We start from the raw sequence: 20,837 nt of genomic DNA on the forward strand, positions 1-20,837 counted from the left end.
GGGCAGCTGCTTGATGGTAGTCAATGACATGTGGCGTATCCTTTTCTCTGCTGAGAACTGACGGCGTCTTGAACACCGCCTTGATATGCCACCCTTCAGGCCATCACCAACTTTCGCCCGTTTCTCCGCAACCATTTCGTTAATGCCGAGTTTCGTTATCTTTTCGGGTGCGGAACGGGCCTTGGAGCAGCCTTTGCCATTGCCTGCCTCGCAATCTCGGTGAGCGGCCCACAAGGCAAGAAAAATGTCAGGGCCAGCCCCTCCCTGCTCGGAGACAGCGAGAAGATGGGGATGATTTGCCTGATTGGGTAAGGTTTGTTTCACTAAAGGTTCAACTGTAAAGGGTGAACACTGTGACCACTTATCATTATCGAGCAGTGCATAGGCTTGATGGTCTAGAGATCCACAGCGACGAGGTTGAAGATCCTTTGGACGCCGGGATGGACGCGACCGCAAAGGCCGTTCGACAGGCGCTAATTGCACTCCACCCACACGCCGCGGGGCTGACAGAAGATGATATCGTTGTCGAGCTGCAACTAGCTAGATAAGCAAAACGCCCGGACGGACAGGCCGTTAACCGTCCGCTTGCAGTCTTTCTCATCGCTCCACTGGTAGTGACTGCCTCTTCAGTCGACCGGCGCATGCGTGCTGGAGTAACGGGCCCACCCACACGCCACACGATCCAGCCGCTCGCCCTGCCCCCCAATCTCTTGCAGCCCTGTTCTCGCGCGACAGCTAGGCGGTCTGAGCCGCCGCCTTGCGTCCGCCATGCTAGATCGGCAGCGCCTCGACGACTGCAGCAGCGATTGCCGCATCGGCTGCCGGATCATTCCAGCCCGAGCCGTAGATCAACACGCCGCCAAGGTCCTGCATCGGGACCGAGTGCTAGTGCGTATCAATTCCCTCGCGGACGCATTGATGGGTTTCGTACTGGTCAAAGTCGAGCGAGGCCCTCTTGGTCACGTAAGCCCGCGGCAAGGCTTACTGAACCGACATAAGGCGCGGATGATAACCTCCATAGAGCGTCGCTGGGTTTAATCATGCAATTGCGCCGAAGACGATGATTGCGCAACCGATGAGACTAGCGGCGACGATGAGGCGGTAAGTCGTGCGGCTCATTCATTCCCCCATGCGTTCCTCGCGCCGTTCCCGTTCATCTGCAGCAGCCGAAGCTGCTTGAGCTCTGGTTCGACACGCTTTGGCGCGAGCTGTCCGATCTGGAACTGATTGCACACCCGGCAGTGGTAGACCCCGGCGGGACGCTTGCGGTTTATCCGCTTTGCAACCTGCGCGGCAAGGGGCTACGACATGCGCATAGACCCCCAGCCTGCAAACGTTAAGATCCGTTGTGATGCGAAAGCCCGAGCTGTAATGCTGCGACGGGCCAACAAAAACCGCTGAATATGCTCTTACACTATAATTTTTGGGCATACCTATTGATTACGCGATAGCTTTCCGAACAGGCACGGCGGTATAGGAAAGAAATGTACTGGGAAAGTATCAAGCCTTTACGGACATCCAGCCGCCAAAGCGTTCTACGATCAGTTCGACTTCACCTACGGCTAATCATGCGATGCCATGCGAGGCGTCAGCATCGGTGCGATTCGTCGCGGAGGACCTGGCCATCAAGAAAATTGGGGTGCTGGTCTTTCTGTAAGGTCTTCACTTCCAGCAAAGCCACAGCGCTTGGAAGCTGCGCAGCAATTAGTGTTTTTCTTCCCTCCGATCGATTTTACCTAACGGCAGCATGAAGATACGCGTCGATCAACTGTTCCGTCCGTATTCCTCGGGAATCGACCGAGGGTCCGGGGAACGATCGCGCCCATTACGTTGTTGGTTCTGAGGAGGAAATGACATGAGAAGTAAGGTTCTTCATAACGCTGCTGGTCAAAGGACCTATGCTTTGATATTTGAGAGCGGCGACGAGGTTATGTCCTGCCTTCAGGAGTTCGCTAAAGCGAAAGGATTAACAGCGGCTAGTTTCAAGGCGATTGGTGCATTCGAAACCGCAACATTGGCTTTCTTTGACTGGTCTACGAAAACGTATTTGCCGATCCGGGTGGAAGAGCAAACTGAGGTCGCATCGTTTACCGGGGACATTGCTCAGGGCCCAGACAAGCAACCAGTAGTTCATGTTCATGCGGTCTTGGGACGGCGCGACGGTAGCGCCCTTGCGGGACATCTGAAGGAAGCAAAGGTGAGGCCGACGCTTGAGGTCATACTCATTGAATCTCCGCAGCATCTCCGCAAACATCAAGACACCGAGACCGGGCTTGCCTTGATCCGAATTGACTGACCTGCGGATAGCCTTCTGGTTCGGCGTGAGAAATCCTGTAGCCGCGACATTTTCTACAGCTGCGGGCCGTCATTACGATAAAATTCCTAGGACGGGCTGGCATTTGCCAAAATGAACTGCCCCCGGATTTTTATCCAGGCGTTACCGGAGCTGGGTGTTGATGCCCGCCGATTGGCGCGGATTGAGCAATTGCTCGGCGCGCGGGCCTCTTTTCGACAGTAATTCCAGTGACCGATGGTGGATCAATTTACATGCGACAAACCTGGATCAGTCGATAGGCTCTACGAGCCTGTGCCGGTCCGGTCGATCGCCGAGGATACGCAGGACATTAAGTGTCCCCCTCCTTCAGCCGGTAGATGATCAGTTGCGGACCGGAGGGGTGAGGCGGGCTTGGCGCATGGGAGCGGCAATGAACACAGGCCGAAGAATGCTACTTCGACGCTGCTACACAAATCCGGAAGCGGCCTTGCGCGCCGACACCTCTGGCCGTCAAGGTAATCTGGCGCCCGCCAAGTTCTCAAATGCACTTCGGGAGGCAGCTCCCCCCGAAGCACGCGCGACATGATCAAGACAGCGCGCTTTCCTCTTCGGCATCATATTCTGATGCCGCGTCATTGATCGAGCCTTCGGCCAATTCGTTCAGCGTTCCATCGGCAGCTTTCTCTTGCGCCAGGATCGCGTCGAGATGGTCGCGGATTTCCTCAAGGCCCAACTCTTCGGCAAAGGCGCGGAGCGAGCCATAGCGGGTGATCTCGTAGTGCTCGACCGCCTGACAACTGAAGATGATTGCCGCATCCGAGGCGACGCTGTCGCCGAAATCCTCGAGCAGGCTTTCGCCTTCCTCCAGGATGCCGTCTATTGCTTCGCATTTTTCGCCGCGGGCGCGTTTTCCCAAGAGTTCAAAGACATTCTCTAGGGTCTCGATTTGGGATTCGGTCTCGGCGCGGTGATTTTCGAGCGCCTCTTTCAACTCAGGATGATCAGCCTTGCGGATCATCTTGGGCAAGGCGCGATAGATTTTCTTCTCGGCATAATACATGTCCTTGAGGCCATGTTCGAGCAGGTCCGAGAGTGTTTTTTGTGAAGATCTAGGCCGTTTCGACTCGGTGGAAGCGGACTTTCGGGCGACGTTCTGCGCGCGCTTGCTTCGCTGCTCCCGGCTAGATTTGGCACTCGCACGGCCTTGGCTGCGGGCGGTCTTACGGGAATTCGACTTTGTGCTGGGTTGGGTTGCCATCATCATCCTCCATGGACTGAAATCCAACTTGCGGGGCTGAAAATCGCACTAGGGGGCACTTTGTTCCCGATCGGCACGTAGATTTTTATTGAACGAAGGGGCTTGGAACATTGGGTCCAGATCGAAGTTAGCCTCCGCTGCTCAGTCACAATCGGCCTCGCAGATCCCGGGAACCGAATTCAACGGTCCGGGTTTGGCATACCAGGCAAGAACAACCATCAAGGACTGCGCGATATGAATTTCCAACTGCGTCATGGACATTCTGGCCTCCTCAGCGCAGATCAAAACGCTCCGATCAGGACTGCCGAGCACAGCCACGCCCTAATTGCGCATCTCAGCCGTCGACACTATTCCAGCGTATTGTCATTAGGTTGCTCGCCCATCACCGCTAACGCTGATCTTGCGCGGCGTGCTGACCGTTTTCTGGCTCTAGATGACGATCCGCGTTCCGTGGCAGCGGCAAGGGCCAGATTGATTTGTCGCCCGCAGGCACGGGTACGGCATACGACCGCGCCCAAGAACTGGCCGAGACGCGAGTTCGATCTGATCGTGATCTCGGAGATGATCGGGCGACTGAACCGTTTTGAACAGCGCGAGCTGGCGCGGAAATGCGCCGAAAGCCTAAGCGATTGCGGTGAACTTATCCTGCTCTGCGATCTTGAGGGCAGCGCAAGAACGATCGAATGCATCTCTGCGATCGAAGAATTTCGCCGCTCATTCGAACGCTTTCGACATCTGGACATCACCCGGCATGCGCATGCCGGCCCCATTCTTCATCTGACCATTACTGCTCGGGGGAAGATGAACCGCAGCTCCTTCTCTGACATCCGCCAGCACGCATGAGGCGCCAAGCGAACTCCGTTCAGCCAGATTCCCCGCAGCCCGCGAGCTCACCCGCAGAGATCCCGGTCCGTGGCTGGAAAGCGATAGCCGCCCGGCTCTGGCACGAAATTTCCGAGGACCACATCTCGGTCGTCGCAGCCGGTATCGCTTTCTATGCCCTTATCGCCTTGTTTCCGGCCATCGCCGCCTTGGTCGGGCTTTCGGACGTTTTTCTTGATCCTGGAGATCTGGCTGGCGAATTGACGCGCCTCTCGTCGCGTCTTCCCCCGAGTGCGGCCGCGATCGTTGAAGAGCAGGTTGTCTCAGTAACGGACGGGAACGGTGCCCGAAGCGGTCTGGTCGCGCTCATCGGAATTGCAATTGCAATCTATGGTGCGATGAAGGGCGTGCTGACCCTGATCGAAGGGCTTAACATCGCCTATGATGAACAGGAAAAGCGAGGGCTTGTCAGGCTCTATCTCACCGCTCTTGCGTTGACCCTAGCCATTCTGTTCGGATTTCTGCTGACTGTTGGGCTTGCCCTGATCCTGCCCGCGATCATCAACCTGCTGCCGTTGGGAGCCCTTGCCGAGACCCTCGTGCCTTGGGCCAGCTGGCTGGTCCTCGCAATATTTACCATGGTCGGTTTGGCAGTCGTCTACCGTTTTGGCCCCTCGCGCGAACCCCCGCGCTGGCGTTGGATCAGTCCGGGCGCCGCGCTGGCCACGCTGATCTGGATTGGCGGAACAGCAGCGTTCTCGCTCTACGTCCAGCAGATGGGCTCTTATGCCGAAACCTATGGTGCGCTTGGCGGTGTCATTGTGCTTCTGACTTGGCTTTGGCTCTCTGCTTTCTGTGTGTTGGCCGGCGCCGAATTGAATTCTGAAATCGAAAGGCAGGTCGGGCGAAGCACAGATAAGCAGCCCGCCCCGCAGTCCGATGTTGCCAAGGCCCTGCAACCGGCAGACACGACAACGCCCGTCGAGTCGACGCAGCAGAACTCGCCGATTTTGGCCACACGGGCATCCGGGCCATGCCGGTTGTCGCCGCTGCTTTTGTTCGCCGGGCTGGTGATCTGCCAGGCGATCCGACGGGATCGTCCCACGACACCGCCGAAAGCACGCTAACTCGCCTCGCAATTCCTCATCGGAGCGCAGATGCAGAGATATGACCCAAAGACGTTGCGCAGCGCGCTTCTGATCTGGCAGCGCAGCAGCCAGATTGCATGGCAGGCCCAACTGGTTGTCGCCCTGCGGCTTGCGGGGATGGCTGGCGCCTTGCCGCAAGATCCGACGGAAGCCTGCAGTATGGTCTGGGAAAAGCCCCAGGCCGCCTCCGATGCCCTTATCGGCATGTGGCTTGCAGTGGCGCACGGCCAAAGCGCTGACAAAGTAGTTTTAGCCGCGCTACGACCCTATCACCGTCGCGTCCATGCCAATGTTACGCGACTGTCGCGGCTCTCGCGCGCGAGCGGAGCTGATAGCAGCATGCCTCGTCGATAATTGGCAGCCAGTCGAGCTCCGACAAATCTGTTCCGGTTTGCCGCAGTTCTGCAGGAACAATCCGCTAACGAAGCTGGTTGAACGATCATTGCAAAGATCATGTAAATTCAATTCGAGGTAGAAATGGCCGGACGATTAATCGTCATTTCAAACCGTATTCCGATGGAAAAAACGGTTTCCGGTGGGCTGGTGGTCGCGTTACACGACGCACTTGGTTGCGCGGGAGGAATATGGATCGGTGCCCATCCCGAAACTGGAGTGGCCGACGAAGCCGTCGAAGAACTGGGCAGCTCGCCTTATCGGCGTTTGGCTTTCCGCCTGACCGAGGACGAGCAGGCCAACTATTATCTGGGCTACGCGAATTCCGTACTGTGGCCTCTCTGCCACCGCCGCGGCGATCTGGTCGAAATGCGATCGGAATATGAGGCGGCCTACCGAGCGGTGAATGCCCGTGTGGCGCGTATCGTTGCCCGGATCGCTGAACCCGATGATCTGATCTGGGTGCATGATTATCATTTCCTGCCCTTGGCCACAGAATTGCGCCGGCTTGGCGTAAGCAACCGGATTGGCTTTTTCCTGCATATTCCGTTTCCCGCGCTTGGCGACCTGTCCGTTCTGTCGCAGCCCGAGCGGTTTGCCGATGATCTGGCACATTACAATCTCATCGGGCTGCAAACCCGTGGCGATGTGGCGCGCTGTCTGGAAATGTACCGTGCCGATCCGAGGGCCGAATTCATGCCTGACGGTAGTATCAAATTCCGCGACCGTGTTACTGCAATCCGTTCGTTTCCCATCGGCATCGACACTGCTGGCTTTGCCGCCGATGCTTCTCAAGAGACCGTCAATCCCTTTGGGCGGGAGGAACCGGGCCGCTTCATCATTGGTGTAGACCGGCTGGATTACTCCAAGGGCCTACCGAACCGCTTTCGCGGCTTTGCCCGGTATCTGGAAACCCGCCCCGATGGCGCGCGTCCCTGCCTTGTGCAGATTGCGCCGCCGACCCGCCAACAGGTGCGCGCCTATCAAGACATCACCCGGGAGCTTGAAGAGATCGCGGGGCATGTAAACGGTGCCTTTGCCGAACTGAATTGGACGCCGGTGCGCTACATTCACCGCGCTGTTCCTCGGGTAGAACTGGCCCGGCTTTACCGCAAGGCCAGCGCCTGTCTGGTGACCTCTTTCGCCGACGGCATGAACCTGGTCGCAAAAGAGTTCGTGGCCGCGCAAGACCCGGGAAATCCTGGTGTGCTGCTGCTTTCCCGATTTGCTGGAGCTGCCGAAGATATGACGGAGGCCCTACAGATCAACCCGTATGACATCGAGGACATCGCAGCTGCGATTGGCACGGCACTCGAGATGCCGTTGGCCGAACGTTTGCGCCGGCATGAGGCCTGCCTTGATGTGGTTCGGAAAACCGATGTTGCGAAATGGTCAACCGATTTCCTGCGGGTCTTAATGACCTGCGGCGCGTCAGCGAATTTTCGTGATTTCGAGAAGCGTGGCGCATGGTGAGCAACTGCCGCCTTCTGACAGCACCAACAATGGAGAAGAACCGATGGCACGTGAAGAAAAGACGAACAGCCCCGTAAAACCCGAAAGTCCCTTGGGTGATGGCGCATATGCGACGGCCGATATCCCACCTGAAGCCGAAAAAGATAAGTTGAGCGCTGATCGGAAAACTACGGCACGTCAGCCACGCTGGAACAGGCCTACGGGAAGCGGCGCTGCGAGCGGTGATCCAACAGAATAGACATCGCATCGACCGCGCGCCGGTCTAGGTAATCTGCAGCTCAGGGCTGCGGTGCATTCTCGCTTCGCAGAATGATCCGTCCCCGGAATAGGTCCATATTGCTCTGTTCCTCAACTCGGGCGACATTGACATTCTCAAGGTGCACCCGCTGCTCTGGGCTGCCTTCTACGACAAGAGACGCGACATTGTCGCGCGGCATTTCGCCCTCGGGCAGGATCATGCGCTCGAGCGCGAATGTGTAGCCGGTCGGAGTTGGCTCTACCGACCCAAGGACCGGCTCAATATTGCTCAGAAAAAGTGTGGCGGGTTGCGGCATCGTCCTCGGCGTCCTTGCTCAGCTTTGCGATAGTTGTGCCCGGATCAGGTTCTCGATTTCAGGCAACGGATGGTTGGTCAGAACCTTCGGGATTTCCCTAACGACGCGGTCGGACACTTCCTTGTGCATCTTCTTGCGCAACTCGGACAAAACCTCGGGAGCGGCGATCAGCAGGATCTGTTCAAATGCCGCGCCATGCGCCTTTTCATACAGGAACTCGGCGAGATGATCTGCAAAGCGTTCCTTCGCCAATTCATGCCAGTCCGTGTCTTCATAGGCGGAGCGCGCCGAGCCGACGCTTTGCTGCTGTCGGCCGGGGCGGTTGGCTGATTGCTCGCGGTCCGGCGGGTTGTCTTGGGTGATCTCACGCTGGACCTGCAGGTCAGGGTTTTCGGTGTCCCCCTCGTTGATGAGGAAAAGCGCCTTATCGCCATCCGCGATCAGGACCCATGTTCCGTTCTTCAAGGGCTGAGCCATATCAATCTCTCCGCGCTGGACGAAGGTCCTGGACCATCGCTCTCGTTTGCTCAACCTGAAGATCCTGCGGATTGTTCCTGCGCATTGTCGTACCATCACGCCCTATCCAAGATTCCGCAGAGCCCTTCTGGAAGAATTTTGAACTTTGTCCCAGACCGGAATCGGGCAGAGGCGCATCGCATACACGACCCGCTTAGGCTTGAATGATGTTGGTGGGCCGCGGTTAAGGATCATCCGGCTATGCCGCCGCGATTGTGGAAAAAGACAAGGCGACGTGTGAGCGTGCGATAACGGTTTCCGTCAGCTAGGGCGCGCCGCTGCCTTGGTTCTGATCCGGGGCCTGCTGGCTTTGCGGATCCTCGGCGCGTTCATCACTGTGCCACACAAGCCGACCCGCAAAAAACACGCAGACCGTGACGCCAAAAATCGCGATCACGGCGATAGCAGCGCGCCAGAGGCGGTGAGCACTTGGATGGTTTCTGATCATTTCAGACACTCCGTTCGAGTGATTGGAACCAGCAAAGCCATCGTCTGTTCCCAGCATGAAATTTTCGTGAGCCAAGGGAACAACCTTCTCTTTACGCGGGTAGCCCTTGAGACCACCACGATCCGGGAGAACCCGCCATGTCTTGGCAACCTGCCACTCCGGTCCCAGCTGTCCGGTCACCCATGATTTCCTTGCTGGGGTCGTTTCCGATCGCCTGCTTCAGCCTGACCCTCGCCGCCGACATAGCCTATTGGCAGACGGAAAATTTGATGTGGCTGAACTTCTCGGCTTGGTTACTGGCGGTTGGCCTGCTTTTCGCAAGCCTTGCTGCGATCTGGTGGCTGCTGGGTCTGCTGCTTGGCTGGTGGCGTGCGCGGGGTTGGACCGTAGTGCTGGGCGCTCTGGTCCTGATCGTGGCCTTCCTGAACAACCTAGTCCATGCCGGAGATGGCTGGACCGCCGTAGTTCCTTTGGGAATCTCGCTTTCCCTGCTGACGGTGCTTCTGATGTCGGCCTTGGGGTTTTCCGCGGCTAGTAACAGGGGACAGATATGATGTTGTCCACCGCCATGCACCTTGCCCTTGCCCTTGCCGCAGGCTGCGCCCTGTCCTTTGCGCCGGTCGCAATAGCACAGGACGATTTCGACACGCTCAGCCAGACCGGCGCGGATCCGGTCCTGCCGGAACCCGATTACATCAGCCTGTGGCCGCAACTGAAGGTGGCCGAGGTCATCGGTTGGTCCGACGGACGGGCCCCCGCCGTTCCCGATGGGCTGACGATCACCGCCTATGCCAAGGATCTCGTCAATCCGCGGGCCGTCCATACCCTGCCCAATGGCGATGTGCTGGTCGTTCAGTCCCGTGGTCCCGAGGGCGCGCCGAAATCCCGTCCCAAGGACATCATCCGGGAGTGGATCATGGCGATCTCGCATGGCGGAGGTGGCCCGCAAAAAGAAAGCAACATCGTCACCCTGCTGCGCGACACGGATCGCGACGGCGCCGTGGATGAACGCAGCGACCTGCTGACCGGGCTGGATTCCCCCTTTGGCGTCGCATGGATCGATGACACGCTTTATGTCGCCGAAAGTGCTGCGGTCGTGGCCTATCCCTATGCTTTGGGCCAGACCGAGATCACCGAAGGTCCGCGCATCCTGACGCCATTGCCCGGCGGGCCGATCAATCACCACTGGACCAAGGATCTGGCCCTTAGCCCCGACGGACGGCTGCTTTACGCCTCGGTCGGGTCGAATTCGAACATCGCCGAAAACGGTATGGAGGCCGAGAAGCGCCGCGCCGCGATTCTCGAGATCGACCGCGCGACGGGGGCTAGCCGCATCTTTGCCTCCGGCCTGCGAAATCCCAACGGGCTGACCTTCCATCCCGAGACCGGCGCGCTTTGGACCGTGGTCAATGAGCGCGATGAACTCGGTCCTAATCTTGTGCCGGATTACATGACCAGCGTGCAGGACGGTGGTTTTTATGGATGGCCCTATAGCTATTACGGCAATCATGTCGATCGCCGGGTCAGGCCGGAACGACCGGACATGGTGGAAAAGGCCATTGCCCCCGACTACGCACTGTCGAGCCATGTCGCGGCGCTTGGTTTGACCTTCACCAACGGCTCGGCCCTGCCCACGCAGTATGCCAATGGGGCCTTCATCGGGGAGCATGGCAGTTGGAACCGTAACCATTTCAATGGCTACAAGGTCATCTATGTGCCGTTCGAGGGTGGCCGCCCTGCAGGCCCGCCGCAGGATGTCGTAACCGGATTTCTGGATGGCGACAGCGCGTTAGGGCGGCCTGTTGGGTTGGGCATCGACGGCACAGGGGCGCTTCTGGTCGCCGATGACGCCGGAAACACGGTCTGGCGGGTCGCGCCGTCCGATGGGACCGTCATTCCACAGCCCATCGGAACGGATATGCGCGCCGCCCCCGCATTGACGCAATAAGTCAGGGCACTTTTTCCTGCCCCGATGGTTGTGGTCTGGCAAGCCGACAGGGAGCCCATGCCAAACCCAGTTCCGCAGCGATATCACGGCCTTTCAGGAATGGCGTGGCTTTCCACGCTGTTTCTCGCCGGATGCAAGGGGCAGCAATCCGTCCTTGCACCGGCCGGACGCGACGCCGAGGTGTTGGCGGGGCTGTTCTGGGTCTTGCTTGCGGGTGCGGTAGTCCTGTGGCTCGCGGTGAACGGGCTCATGCTTTACATCGCGCATCTGAACCCCCGCCCCCAGTCGCGCCGCATGGCCGAGGGGCTCATCATCGGCGGGGGTATCGTACTGCCAACGCTGCTGCTGACCGCGCTGCTGATCTATTCCCTGCGCGAGATGCCGCGCCAGCGCGAAGCCGGCAGCGGGCTGACCGTGAGGATCACCGGGGAAAGCTGGTGGTGGCGGGTGGAATATCTGCGCGAGGGCACCCCCATCGCTAGCGCGAACGAAGTGCGCCTGCCCACCGGAAGCCGCAGTGAACTGGTGCTTGAAGCCAGCGAATACATCCATTCCTTCTGGATCCCCGCCTTCGGCGGCAAGACCGACATGATCCCCGGACGGACGACGCGCATGTCGCTGGAACCCACCAAATCCGGGGAATATCGCGGCCAATGCACAGAATTCTGTGGCGAAAGCCATGCGCGAATGGCGCTGATCGGCGTCGCAATGGAACCGCAGGATTTCGCGGAGTGGCTGACAGCTCAGGCAGGCCCCGCCGATGACCCACTGACCCCTCAGGCGATGCGGGGCCGCGACATTTTTCTGCGCGAGGGCTGCGGCGGCTGCCACACGATCCGCGGCACTCCGGCGCAGGGTGCGGTTGGCCCCGACCTGACGCATTTTGGCGGCCGCCGGTCCTTGGCCGCCGCTACGTTGCCGATGGAACGGCAGGCGCTGATCGACTGGCTGCGCGACCCCGCCGCGATCAAACCCGGTGTGCGCATGCCCGCCTATGACCACGTGCCCGAAGCCGACCTTGCCGATCTTGCGACCTATTTGGAGGGTTTGGAATGAGCGCGAGTGATGTTTCCCCGACCGCTCCAGGTTCGGATGTCCTGGACAGCCCGATGCAGGGCGTCTGGCCCCCCACACCGGCCATGCTGGCCAGCCCCGTCGATCCCGACCTGTCCCGCGCGCAAGCCAAACGGCTGCGCAAGGCATGGGAAACGCCGCGCGGCTGGCGTCATGTCACCGCCGTCAACAACACCCATGTCGGGAAATGGTATGCGATGACGGCCTTGGCCTTCATGCTGGGGGCGGGGGTGCTGGCTCTGCTGATGCGCATCCAGCTTGCGGTGCCGGAGAACGGCTTTCTCGATTCCGACCGTTTCAACCAATTTTTCACCATGCATGGCTCGGCGATGATGTTCCTCTTCGCCGTGCCGATGTTCGAGGCGATCTCGATCCTGCTGCTGCCCGCGCTTCTGGGCACGCGCGACATGCCTTTTCCCCGGCTTTCCGCCTACGGTTACTGGTGTTTCCTGATCGGCGGAATTTTCGTGCTGGGCTCGGTGCTTTTTGATGCCGCACCCAGTTCCGGCTGGTTCATGTATCCGCCGCTTGCCACAGAAAGCGAGGGGATCGGCGCGGATATCTGGTTGCTAGGGCTGTCCTTCATCGAGGTCGCCTCGATCGCCGCGGCGGTCGAACTGATCGTCGGCGTCATCAAATGCCGCCCGCCGGGGATGCGGATCAACCTGATGCCGCTTTACGCATGGTATGTACTGGTCGTAGGCGGGATGATCCTGTTCGCCTTTCCGCCGCTGATCGCAGGGGATTTCCTCTTCGAGTTGCAGCGCTCGCTGGACTGGCCTTTCTTCGACCCTGATCGCGGCGGCGATCCCTTGCTGTGGCAGCACCTGTTCTGGATTTTCGGCCACCCCGAGGTCTATATCATCTTCCTGCCCTCGATCGCGATCGCGGCAATGGTCGTGCCAACTGCGGCCCGCGTTCCCATCGCGGGCTATAGCTGGATCGTCCTTTCGGCTGTCGGGACGGGCTTTTTAAGCTTCGGGCTGTGGGTGCACCACATGTTCACCACCGGCCTGCCCGCCTTGTCGCTGGGCTTTTTCTCGGCTGCGTCCGAGGCTGTGGTGATCCCGACGGGCGTGCAGATATTTGCCTTTCTTGCCACGCTGATGGTTGGGCGGGCGCGGATGATCCTGCCGATGCTTTGGATTGCAGGGGCCGTCGCGATCTTTACCGCCGGAGGTCTGACCGGAGTGATGGTGGCGCTGGCCCCCTTCGACTGGCAGGTACACGATACCTATTTCATCGTGGCCCACCTGCATTACACGCTGTTCGGAGGAATGGTCTTTCCGGTGATCGGCGGGGTCTATTACTTCTTTCCCGTTATCAAGAAGAAGAAACTGTCCGAGAGACTGGGCCGCTGGTCCTTCTGGCTGTGCTTTACAGGTTTCAACATCTGCTTCCTGCCGATGCACCTGACCGGCCTTCTTGGAATGCCGCGCCGGGTCTATACGTATCAGGCCGATCTGGGCTGGAACGCGCTGAACCTCGTCTCGACGGTGGGGGCCTTCGTGCTGGCCTTGGGCATTCTGGTCTTTGTCTGGGATCTGGTGCGCCCCAAGCGCCACGAGCCGCATACCCCGCGAAACCCCTGGGGCGCGGGGACGCTGGAATGGACGCATGACGTACCGGATGAGCCGTGGGGCGTGCGTTCCGTGCCCTATATCACGTCGCGCTATCCGCTGTGGGACCAGCCCGAGTTGCTGGCGCGGATGGATGCCGGGCGCTTCTACCTGCCCGACGCGCCCGAGGGCCTGCGCGAAACGATGATTACCTCGGCCGTGGATGCCGTGCCCCTGCATGTTGCGCGGCTCAGCGGGCCGGGATGGTCGCCGCTTGTCGCTGCCCTGTTCACCGGCGGGGCATTCATCCTGCCGACTTTCAAGATCTACACCCCCGCGGTCATCTGCGGGCTGCTGGCCATTGCCGCGATCCTGTTCTGGCTATGGACGGCAACCGCGCGCATTCCCGAAAAGCCCTTCAAGGATGGAGGCTTGGGGCTGAGGCTGCCGACCTATGTCTCGGGGCCGAAGGCGCCGGGATGGTGGGCGGTCTTCATCACCATGCTGGGCGATGCGACGGGTTTCGCAAGCCTTGTTTTCGGCATGTTCTTTTATTGGACAGCGCGGCCTGACTTTCCGCCGCCGGACAGTCCCCATGCCGATCCTGTGCTTTCCGGGATCGCGGCATTGCTGTTTGGCGCCGCATGGGCCGCCACGCGTCTGGCGCGCGGGCTGAACGCGGCGGGCCTGATCGGTGCCGCGCGGGGGTCGCTTCTGGCCGGGCCGCTGCTTGCGCTGGCAGGATGCGGTGCGCTGATCGCCGCGATCCTGCATCTAGCCCCGCAAACCCATGTCTATCCCGCGATGGTCTGGGCGCTGGTGATCTGGACAGTCAGCCATGTGCTGTGCGGCGCGATCATGCAGGGCTATTGTCTTGCCCGCAGTCTGGCGGGCCGCATGACGGCGCAGTATGATGCGGATCTGTGGAACACCACGCTGTTCTGGCATTTCCTGCTTGCGACCTGTTTGATCGGCACGGCGATGGTCGCCTTGATCCCGAGAGCGATGTGATGGCGCAAAGGCATCGCAGCCTGTGGCACATGATCATCGCGCCCGTGATCTGGGCTTTGCATTTTCTGGCGGTCTATTGCTTTAGCGCAATCGTCTGCGCCAAGGCCGCGCCCTTTGGCTGGGCGCAGGGTGGTGTTCTGGCGATGACCGCCGTCGCGCTGGCGCTGATCTTTTGGCAAGCCGTGCTGGCGTGGCGGCAGTGGGACTTTCTTGACGATGGGGATCATGTCCACGAACGCCCCACGGCCACTTCGCGGCGCGAGTTTCTGGGCCATGCCGGCCTGCTGCTGGCAATCGTCTCGTTCATCGCAGTCACGTTCGTGACCCTGCCCGTGCTGTTTGTGGGTGATTGCCGATGATGTGCAGGATTGCCGCTGTCCTTGTCCTTGCGATCCTGTGGCTGCCCGATTGGCCCGTCCTCTTTGGCTCATTTCCCGGCCATATGATCCGCCATATGGGTCTTGTCGCCATTGCCGCGCCGTTGGTCGTCCTGGGCTGGCCGCGGCTGCAACGCTTGGCCCCGCCCGTTCTGCCCGCCACCGTCTTCGAGGCCGTCATCGTCTGGGCCGCCCATATGCCGCTGCTCCACGCTGCCAGCCGCCAGCAGGGTCCGGCATTTGCCGCCGAACAGGCGTTGTTCCTGTTGGCCGGGATTGCGGTCTGGGCGGGGGCAGGGCGGCAGAACGCGGCAATGCCAGGCGCTGTCGGATTGCTGCTGACCTCGATGCACATGACGCTGCTGGGCACGCTTCTTATCCTTGCGCCGCGCGATCTTTACGCGGCCTTGTGCGGGACGCCGCCCGACCTCGGCGGGCAGCAAATGGGCGGACTTATCATGCTGGGCATCGGCACGCCGATCTATCTTTTTGCCGGACTGGTCCTGACAGCCTCGGCCCTGAAAGAGAGGTCCGCATGACCCGCCTGCGCCAATTGCTTGACCGGATCTGCGGCTTCAGCGTGATGGTCACGATCGCTGCATTGGCGTTGGCAGGCTTGGTCGCGGCAGCACTGGTTATCGGGGTCGGACTTTACAATGTCTCGGCCCGCAAGGGACATTTCGCGCCGGTCGAATGGGCGCTACACACCACCTTTCGCAATTCGGTGAAGCTGCGGGCCTCGGAACCCGCGCCGGACGCGCTGGACACGCCCGAGATGATCGCGCTGGGGGCCGGCCATTACGAGCAGGCCTGCCGGATGTGTCACGGCCGCCCCGGCGCGACCCAATCCGCGACCATTCGCGCCATGGAACCGGCCCCGCCGCATCTGCAATCTCTGGCCGGCGATTGGAGCGCCGGCGAATTGCATTGGATTATCCATCAGGGGGCCAAGATGACCGGCATGCCGGCTTGGCCTGCTGCGCGAAAGGACGATGTCTGGCCGGTCGTCGCTTTTCTGCGGGCTGCCGTGCAGATCGACGGCGCGAGCTATGATCGGTTGACCGGCGGCGAGGCGCAGGGGCGATGCAGCATGTGCCACGGCGCAGATGGAGCATCGCGAAATCCCCTTGTTCCCCGTCTGGATATCCTGTCGCCCGACTATATCGCGGCCAGTCTGCGCGCATATCGTGGCGGCCAGCGCGACAGCGGCATCATGGCGCAAGCGGCATCCGGCCTGAGCGATGCGGAAATCAAGCGCCTGTCCACAAGCTTCGACGCACCACCGGGCGCAATGCCCGCCACAGCCACAGGCCCAAGCGTGGCGGTTGCCGCGCGGGGTCGCGGTTCCGTTCCCTCGTGTCGCGCCTGCCACGGTCCGTGGCCCGCGCCCCTGAACAGGGGCTTTCCTTCGCTGTCCGGCCAACATGAACCCTATTTGCGGCGCCAGCTTAAATTGTGGCGTGACGGGCCTCGGGGCGGTGGAGAGCTGGCGCAGTTGATGCATATTGCCGCGCGCGACCTGAGTGATGCGGAAATCGACGCACTCGCCGCATATTACGCGACAATGCCCCAGGCGCGGCTTAACCCGAACGAAGGAAGCGGACGATGACGAATGTTCAGATCAAGACGGATGCCCAGCGGATTGCCTGTGACAAGCTGCTTGTGGCCTTACCCGCCCTTGTCGATCGTGAAAGCTTGCATCGCGTACTGGATTGGCTGGAAACGCGGCAGATCCTGCAGGACGGGCAAGAGGATCCCGGCGTGGTGGAAACCGATGGGCTGGCACTGGAACTGGCTCTCGCCGACGAGTTTCGTCATATGGCAGAGACTTTGCGAAAAGTGATACGGACTTAAGCGTGACCTGACAGCTTTACGATGCTCACCCATACCAAGTCGGCGACGCCGATAAAGACGTGGGCGATCTCGCCCGTGCCGACGCAGCACTAGGCGGGCTTCTGGCAGTTGTCGCGCCAGTTTCCTGCGTTCAGATTCGACATGCTTGAACACGTCGCCCTTGGCCGTGGCGAAACCCGCGCCGGCCGATGTTCCTGCCGTTTGCACAGATTTTCCGGCTGCATTCAGAACGGATCAGGCAGCTTCGGCAAAAGCCGGGCTGGGGTCATCGGGAAATCATGCATTCGCACTCCGCAGGCATTGTAGATTGCATTTGCAACTGCCGCGGCCGCGCCGCAGATCGCCAGTTCGCCCACGCCCTTGGCCTGAATCGGACTGGCCGGGGCGTCGCGCTCTTCTAGCAGGATGACCTCAAGCGCGGGGATATCGGCGTGGCAGGGCACATGATAGCCGGCCAGATCGTGATTGGTCATCTGCCCGTCCCGCAGGTCAAAGCCCAATTCCTCGGTCAGGGCCGAGCCGATGCCCCAGACCATGCCGCCAAGGCATTGCGACCGCGCCGTACGGGCGTTCAGCACGCGGCCGAACCCGAATGCGCCCAGCATGCGCCGCAACCGCGTCTCGGCGGTAAAGGCGTTCACCGCGACTTCGCAGAAAAACGCACCATAGCTTGCCTGCGCATAATCCTTGTCGGTCTTGCCGGGCTTGATGCGACCGATCTCTTCCATCGCCTCGCCGCGCAGAAGTTCGATGACCGCCACCTCGCGCCCTGAGGCAATGGCCATGCCGTCGCGCAGCTCCAGCGCCTCAATCGGCACGCCCAGCCGATGCGCCAGCTTGTCGCGGATCGCCTCGCAGGCGCGAAAGACGGCCGAACCGGTGGAACTGGCGCCGAAACTGCCGCCCGAGCCCGCGCCCGAAGGCAGGCTGCTGTCGCCCAGTTCGACGGTGACCCGCGCGATTGGCACGCCCAGCATTTCGCCCGCGATCTGGCCCAGAATAGCATAGCTGCCCGTGCCGATATCGGTCTGGTCGGATTGGACGCGCAGACTGCCATCGGGTTCCAGCCGCACCCTTGCGGCGGCGGGCCTGAGCATATTGACCCGCGCCGCCGAGGCGACGCCCATGCCCAGCCACCATTCGCCCTCACGGGTCATGCAGGGGCGTGGCTTGCGGTCCTGCCAGCCAAAGGCACGTGCTCCCTGATCCAGCGCCTCGATCAACATGCGTGAGGAATAGGGCCGGTCCTTGCCTGGCTGGCTGGAGGGCAGGTTGCGCTTGCGCAATTCGATCGGGTCAAACCCTGCCTTTTCGGCAAGCTCGTCCATCGCGGCCTCGAGGACCTGCATCCCAACTGCCTCACCCGGCGCGCGAACCGAGCCGCTTGTCACCCGGCTGATCCGGGCGAGATTCACCGCAAGCTTGCGATTTTCACCGCTATAAAGAAACTCGGTGGCTTGGGTCACAGGTTCGGCAAAAGGTTCGTCCGGCAGGTTCGACACCCATGCCTCATGTCCGATACCAGCCAGGTACCCCCCCGCATCCAGCGCGAGGCGCAGGCGCTGTCCTGTCTCGGAACGGCGAGTGATCGTGTCAAAGACCTGCTGACGGCTCAGCACGACGCGCACCGGCCGCCCCAACTCGCGCGCCGCGATGGCAGCGGCGACCGCATCGTGCGAGATGCCGAGCTTTGACCCGAAGCCGCCTCCGACATAGGCCGAGCGGATGCGCACATGGCGCGGCGCTATACGCAGCGAATCCGCCAATTCCTTGACGTTATGCGAGATCATCTGGAAGCTGCCCCACAGCGTCAGATCGTCGCCCTGCCATTCGGCGACCGAGGCATGAGGCTCCATCGCGGCACTGGCATGGCCTTCGGTCGTGAAGGTCAGATCGACGCTATGGGCCGCCTCTGCCATCGCCTGATCGAGATCGCCCAGCACGACCGGCTTGCGCCCCGGTTCGGTTTCCAAGCCTTCAGGATCAAGGGGGACCGTCGCGGAGGCTTCGTATTCTACCCGCAGCGCCTTGGCGGCATGGGTGGCCTGCTCGAATGTCTCGGCCACGACAAGGGCGATGGGCTGGCCGTGATATTCGACTGCGCGGACATCCTGCACGGGTGCTTTCCCCGCCGTGCCCTGCGCCGGACGACGCAGCATGCGCTTGTCGGCAAACACGCCCAGAACGCCGGGCATGGCCAGAACCTCGTCCTTGTGCAGGGCAATGACCCTGCCTTGCGGGATTGTCGCGGTGACAAGTACCCCTTCGGCGCAGTTCGGGGGATGATGCTCGGCGGCATAAGGGGCGACTCCGCAGACTTTCAGGCCGCTTTCGGGGCGCTCCAGCGGCGCGCCTATCAGCCCCTGGCGGGTTCGATCCAACAGGTTGCGCTGATCGGGAATGTCATAGGTTCCGAACATCATTGCCTCCGATTCCAGTTGCTTCGCGCAGCACCGCGATCAGGCTGCGCCGCAAGAGCGGGATCTTGAAATCATTGCCGCCCTGCCCTTTCGCCTGATTGACCAGCAAATCGGCGGCCTCGGAGAACAGCTGGTCGGACGGCTCGTTGCCGATCAACGCCCGCCCCACAGCCGGATCATGCCAAGGCTTGTGCGCGACGCCGCCAAAAGCCAGATCGGCGCGGGTGATGCGGCCTTGGTCCAGCGTGACGATCGCCGCGACGGACACCAGCGCGAAGGCATAGGAAGCTCGGTCACGGATCTTGCGATAGATCTGCTTACCGCCCACTGGCGCGGGAAGCTTGACCGAGGTGATGATTTCGCCCCCGGTCAGCACATTGTCGAGATGCGGATCCCCGTCCGGCAGCCGATGGAAGTCCCGCAGCGAAACTTGTCTGGAGCCGTCGATGCCCTCGATCTGGACCGAGGCGTCGAGCGCTGCCAGTGCCACGGCCATATCCCCCGGATAGGTCGCTATACAGTGCTCCGTCGCACCAAAAATGGCGTGATCGCGGTTGACCCCGCCGATCGCATCGCAGCCGCTGCCCGGTTCGCGCTTGTTGCAGCGCGTGCCAAGGCGCATGAAATAGGTACAGCGGGTGCGCTGGCACAGATTGCCCCCTGTTGTTGCCCGATTGCGCAATTGCGGGCTAGCCCCGGCCAGAATGGCGCGTGCCAGCAGCGGATAGTCGCGCCGCACCCGCAGATCGGCAGCGCAATCGGCATTGCGCACCAGCGCCCCGATCCGCAGTCCGTCTCCGTGCGGGGAAATCTCGTTCAGGCCGATATGGTTGATATCCATCAGGCGCGAGGGCGTTTCGACCTCGAGCTTCATCAGGTCCAGAAGATTGGTACCCCCTGCGATGGGTTTGGCAAATTCCCCGATGGCCTCGGAAAGTTCGGTGGCGCGGGCATAGTCAAAGAATTTCATCGCGCCGCCTCCATCGCGTCGCGAATGGCCGCGAGGATGTTCGGATAGGCCCCGCAGCGGCACAGATTACCGCTCATTCTCTCGCGCAACTCATCGTCGCTCGGCACGGGATTATTCAGATCGGCGCTGACATGGCTGGGCCAACCCTGCGCCAGTTCCTCGATCATCGCGGTGGCCGAACAGATCTGGCCGGGCGTGCAATAACCGCATTGGAAACCGTCATGCGTGACGAACGCCCGCTGCAGGACCGAAAGCGCCTCAGGTGAGCCCAGCCCCTCGATCGTGGTGACCTCGCAGCCATCCTGCATCACCGCGAGCGTGAGGCAGGAATTGACTCTGCTCCCATCGACGATGACCGTGCAGGCCCCGCATTGACCATGATCGCAACCCTTCTTGGTCCCGTACAGGCCCATATCGTCTCGCAGAAAGTCCAGAAGGCTTCGTCGCGCATCGCCCGAATATCGGCAGGCTTTGCCATTGACGCGGAAATTGGCTGGCGGATTTAGGGGCATGGGATCCTCATCGTGCCGCTTGGCTTGTTTTGGTGGAACCACGTTACACCCGGGATGTTCCATCAGCAGGCAACATCACTGGCCCTTACAAGCATCGGGCAGGCCGTCGCAAATGCCGGCAAGGCCCAGATCGCCCGGTGGCGTGCTCCGTGAGGAGTCACATCGGTGGTCGCTCAGCGCGTGACCCACCCCAAACGCGCCGCAATCGCGCTGGCCGAGGCTGAA

The 20,837-nt window shown here is 61.0% G+C and carries 20 protein-coding genes; 12 read left to right on the plus strand and 8 right to left on the minus strand.

Features of this window, described 5'->3' with window-relative positions:
- Positions 1 to 324 (minus strand): hypothetical protein (locus GL286_RS22355; RefSeq protein WP_211596438.1); only part of this gene is annotated, 324 nt, incomplete at its 3' end.
- A 1,531-nt stretch (positions 325 to 1,855) separates the two neighbouring features.
- On the opposite strand from GL286_RS22355, the gene GL286_RS19590 reads away from it, so the two are divergent.
- A complete protein-coding gene (locus GL286_RS19590) occupies positions 1,856 to 2,296 on the plus strand; it encodes a PPC domain-containing DNA-binding protein (protein ID WP_155097264.1) in 441 nt (146 codons plus the stop codon).
- Positions 2,297 to 2,861: 565 nt separating this feature from the next.
- Here GL286_RS19590 and GL286_RS19595 read toward each other — a convergent pair.
- Positions 2,862 to 3,533: a YciE/YciF ferroxidase family protein gene (locus GL286_RS19595; RefSeq protein ID WP_155097265.1), complete on the minus strand. Its 672-nt coding sequence runs from the start codon at positions 3,531 to 3,533 to the stop codon at positions 2,862 to 2,864.
- Positions 3,534 to 3,767: 234 nt separating this feature from the next.
- Between GL286_RS19595 and GL286_RS19600 the strand changes: the two genes are divergently transcribed.
- The 3 genes from GL286_RS19600 to GL286_RS19610 all read left to right on the plus strand — a co-directional run bounded on the left by GL286_RS19600 (position 3,768) and on the right by GL286_RS19610 (position 7,369).
- Positions 3,768 to 4,376, plus strand: a complete 609-nt coding sequence (locus GL286_RS19600) for a class I SAM-dependent methyltransferase (protein ID WP_155097266.1) — start codon at positions 3,768 to 3,770, stop codon at positions 4,374 to 4,376.
- Positions 4,373 to 5,482, plus strand: coding sequence for a YihY/virulence factor BrkB family protein (locus GL286_RS19605; protein WP_155097267.1), 1,110 nt, complete (start codon positions 4,373 to 4,375; stop codon positions 5,480 to 5,482). Before GL286_RS19600 ends, GL286_RS19605 begins: the two co-directional genes overlap by 4 nt.
- A 498-nt stretch (positions 5,483 to 5,980) precedes the next feature.
- Positions 5,981 to 7,369 carry an alpha,alpha-trehalose-phosphate synthase (UDP-forming) gene (locus GL286_RS19610; protein WP_155097268.1) on the plus strand — a complete coding sequence of 463 codons (1,389 nt, stop codon included), beginning with the start codon at positions 5,981 to 5,983 and terminating at the stop codon, positions 7,367 to 7,369.
- Positions 7,370 to 7,647: 278 nt separating this feature from the next.
- Here the strand turns inward: GL286_RS19610 and GL286_RS19615 are convergent, their stop codons facing one another.
- The 3 genes from GL286_RS19615 to GL286_RS19625 form a co-directional block, all read right to left on the minus strand.
- Complete coding sequence (locus tag GL286_RS19615) at positions 7,648 to 7,923, minus strand: hypothetical protein (RefSeq protein ID WP_155097269.1); 276 nt, start codon at positions 7,921 to 7,923, stop codon at positions 7,648 to 7,650.
- A gap of 18 nt (positions 7,924 to 7,941) precedes the next feature.
- Positions 7,942 to 8,400, minus strand: a complete 459-nt coding sequence (locus GL286_RS19620) for a host attachment family protein (protein ID WP_155097270.1) — start codon at positions 8,398 to 8,400, stop codon at positions 7,942 to 7,944.
- Between the two features lie 304 nt (positions 8,401 to 8,704).
- Positions 8,705 to 9,067, minus strand: coding sequence for a hypothetical protein (locus GL286_RS19625; RefSeq protein ID WP_170295314.1), 363 nt, complete (start codon positions 9,065 to 9,067; stop codon positions 8,705 to 8,707).
- 2 nt (positions 9,068 to 9,069) lie between these two features.
- Between GL286_RS19625 and GL286_RS19630 the strand changes: the two genes are divergently transcribed.
- The 8 genes from GL286_RS19630 (at position 9,070) to GL286_RS19665 (ending at position 16,710) form a co-directional block, all read left to right on the plus strand.
- Positions 9,070 to 9,441 (plus strand): DUF2231 domain-containing protein, encoded by a 372-nt coding sequence (locus GL286_RS19630; protein WP_343038945.1) that lies wholly within the window; start codon positions 9,070 to 9,072, stop codon positions 9,439 to 9,441.
- Positions 9,438 to 10,835: a PQQ-dependent sugar dehydrogenase gene (locus GL286_RS19635; protein WP_155097273.1), complete on the plus strand. Its 1,398-nt coding sequence runs from the start codon at positions 9,438 to 9,440 to the stop codon at positions 10,833 to 10,835. The genes GL286_RS19630 and GL286_RS19635 overlap by 4 nt, the downstream gene beginning before the upstream one ends.
- Positions 10,836 to 10,934: 99 nt before the next feature.
- Positions 10,935 to 11,891 (plus strand): cytochrome c oxidase subunit II, encoded by a 957-nt coding sequence (locus GL286_RS19640; protein WP_155097274.1) that lies wholly within the window; start codon positions 10,935 to 10,937, stop codon positions 11,889 to 11,891.
- Positions 11,888 to 14,479, plus strand: a complete 2,592-nt coding sequence (gene ctaD, locus GL286_RS19645) for a cytochrome c oxidase subunit I (protein ID WP_155097275.1) — start codon at positions 11,888 to 11,890, stop codon at positions 14,477 to 14,479. Before GL286_RS19640 ends, ctaD begins: the two co-directional genes overlap by 4 nt.
- Positions 14,479 to 14,838, plus strand: coding sequence for a hypothetical protein (locus GL286_RS19650; RefSeq protein WP_155097276.1), 360 nt, complete (start codon positions 14,479 to 14,481; stop codon positions 14,836 to 14,838). Before ctaD ends, GL286_RS19650 begins: the two co-directional genes overlap by 1 nt.
- Positions 14,835 to 15,395, plus strand: coding sequence for a cytochrome c oxidase assembly protein (locus tag GL286_RS19655; RefSeq protein ID WP_155097277.1), 561 nt, complete (start codon positions 14,835 to 14,837; stop codon positions 15,393 to 15,395). The genes GL286_RS19650 and GL286_RS19655 overlap by 4 nt, the downstream gene beginning before the upstream one ends.
- On the plus strand, positions 15,392 to 16,465 hold the full coding sequence (locus GL286_RS19660) for a c-type cytochrome (RefSeq protein WP_155097278.1): 1,074 nt from the start codon (positions 15,392 to 15,394) through the stop codon (positions 16,463 to 16,465). Before GL286_RS19655 ends, GL286_RS19660 begins: the two co-directional genes overlap by 4 nt.
- Positions 16,462 to 16,710 (plus strand): hypothetical protein, encoded by a 249-nt coding sequence (locus GL286_RS19665; protein WP_155097279.1) that lies wholly within the window; start codon positions 16,462 to 16,464, stop codon positions 16,708 to 16,710. The genes GL286_RS19660 and GL286_RS19665 overlap by 4 nt, the downstream gene beginning before the upstream one ends.
- Before the next feature lie 224 nt (positions 16,711 to 16,934).
- On the opposite strand, the gene GL286_RS19670 is transcribed toward GL286_RS19665, so the two are convergent.
- Genes GL286_RS19670 through GL286_RS19680 form a run of 3 tightly spaced genes read right to left on the minus strand, consistent with a single transcriptional unit; the run spans position 16,935 to position 20,612 of the window.
- The gene (locus GL286_RS19670) at positions 16,935 to 19,130 is read right to left on the minus strand and encodes a xanthine dehydrogenase family protein molybdopterin-binding subunit (protein WP_155097280.1); all 2,196 of its coding nucleotides are present in this window, start codon (positions 19,128 to 19,130) and stop codon (positions 16,935 to 16,937) included.
- Positions 19,114 to 20,100, minus strand: coding sequence for an FAD binding domain-containing protein (locus GL286_RS19675; RefSeq protein WP_155097281.1), 987 nt, complete (start codon positions 20,098 to 20,100; stop codon positions 19,114 to 19,116). Before GL286_RS19675 ends, GL286_RS19670 begins: the two co-directional genes overlap by 17 nt.
- Positions 20,097 to 20,612: a (2Fe-2S)-binding protein gene (locus tag GL286_RS19680; protein ID WP_211596442.1), complete on the minus strand. Its 516-nt coding sequence runs from the start codon at positions 20,610 to 20,612 to the stop codon at positions 20,097 to 20,099. Before GL286_RS19680 ends, GL286_RS19675 begins: the two co-directional genes overlap by 4 nt.
- Positions 20,613 to 20,837: the final 225 nt, after the last annotated feature.

It is taken from the genome of Paracoccus aestuariivivens, from assembly GCF_009711225.1.
Classification (GTDB): Bacteria; Pseudomonadota; Alphaproteobacteria; order Rhodobacterales; family Rhodobacteraceae; genus Paracoccus; species Paracoccus aestuariivivens.

Coding starts and splice junctions, on each gene's coding strand:
- GL286_RS19600 (WP_155097266.1), top strand. CDS start 3,768: ATGAATTTCCAACTGCGTCATGGACATTCTGGCCTCCTCAGCGCAGAT.
- GL286_RS19670 (WP_155097280.1), bottom strand. CDS start 19,130: ATGTTCGGAACCTATGACATTCCCGATCAGCGCAACCTGTTGGATCGA.
- GL286_RS19605 (WP_155097267.1), top strand. CDS start 4,373: ATGAGGCGCCAAGCGAACTCCGTTCAGCCAGATTCCCCGCAGCCCGCG.
- GL286_RS19650 (WP_155097276.1), top strand. CDS start 14,479: ATGGCGCAAAGGCATCGCAGCCTGTGGCACATGATCATCGCGCCCGTG.
- GL286_RS19655 (WP_155097277.1), top strand. CDS start 14,835: ATGATGTGCAGGATTGCCGCTGTCCTTGTCCTTGCGATCCTGTGGCTG.
- GL286_RS19640 (WP_155097274.1), top strand. CDS start 10,935: ATGGCGTGGCTTTCCACGCTGTTTCTCGCCGGATGCAAGGGGCAGCAA.
- GL286_RS19660 (WP_155097278.1), top strand. CDS start 15,392: ATGACCCGCCTGCGCCAATTGCTTGACCGGATCTGCGGCTTCAGCGTG.
- GL286_RS19615 (WP_155097269.1), bottom strand. CDS start 7,923: ATGCCGCAACCCGCCACACTTTTTCTGAGCAATATTGAGCCGGTCCTT.
- GL286_RS19680 (WP_211596442.1), bottom strand. CDS start 20,612: ATGCCCCTAAATCCGCCAGCCAATTTCCGCGTCAATGGCAAAGCCTGC.
- GL286_RS19630 (WP_343038945.1), top strand. CDS start 9,070: ATGATTTCCTTGCTGGGGTCGTTTCCGATCGCCTGCTTCAGCCTGACC.
- GL286_RS19595 (WP_155097265.1), bottom strand. CDS start 3,533: ATGGCAACCCAACCCAGCACAAAGTCGAATTCCCGTAAGACCGCCCGC.
- GL286_RS19675 (WP_155097281.1), bottom strand. CDS start 20,100: ATGAAATTCTTTGACTATGCCCGCGCCACCGAACTTTCCGAGGCCATC.
- GL286_RS19620 (WP_155097270.1), bottom strand. CDS start 8,400: ATGGCTCAGCCCTTGAAGAACGGAACATGGGTCCTGATCGCGGATGGC.
- GL286_RS19665 (WP_155097279.1), top strand. CDS start 16,462: ATGACGAATGTTCAGATCAAGACGGATGCCCAGCGGATTGCCTGTGAC.
- GL286_RS19610 (WP_155097268.1), top strand. CDS start 5,981: ATGGCCGGACGATTAATCGTCATTTCAAACCGTATTCCGATGGAAAAA.
- GL286_RS19590 (WP_155097264.1), top strand. CDS start 1,856: ATGAGAAGTAAGGTTCTTCATAACGCTGCTGGTCAAAGGACCTATGCT.
- ctaD (WP_155097275.1), top strand. CDS start 11,888: ATGAGCGCGAGTGATGTTTCCCCGACCGCTCCAGGTTCGGATGTCCTG.
- GL286_RS19635 (WP_155097273.1), top strand. CDS start 9,438: ATGATGTTGTCCACCGCCATGCACCTTGCCCTTGCCCTTGCCGCAGGC.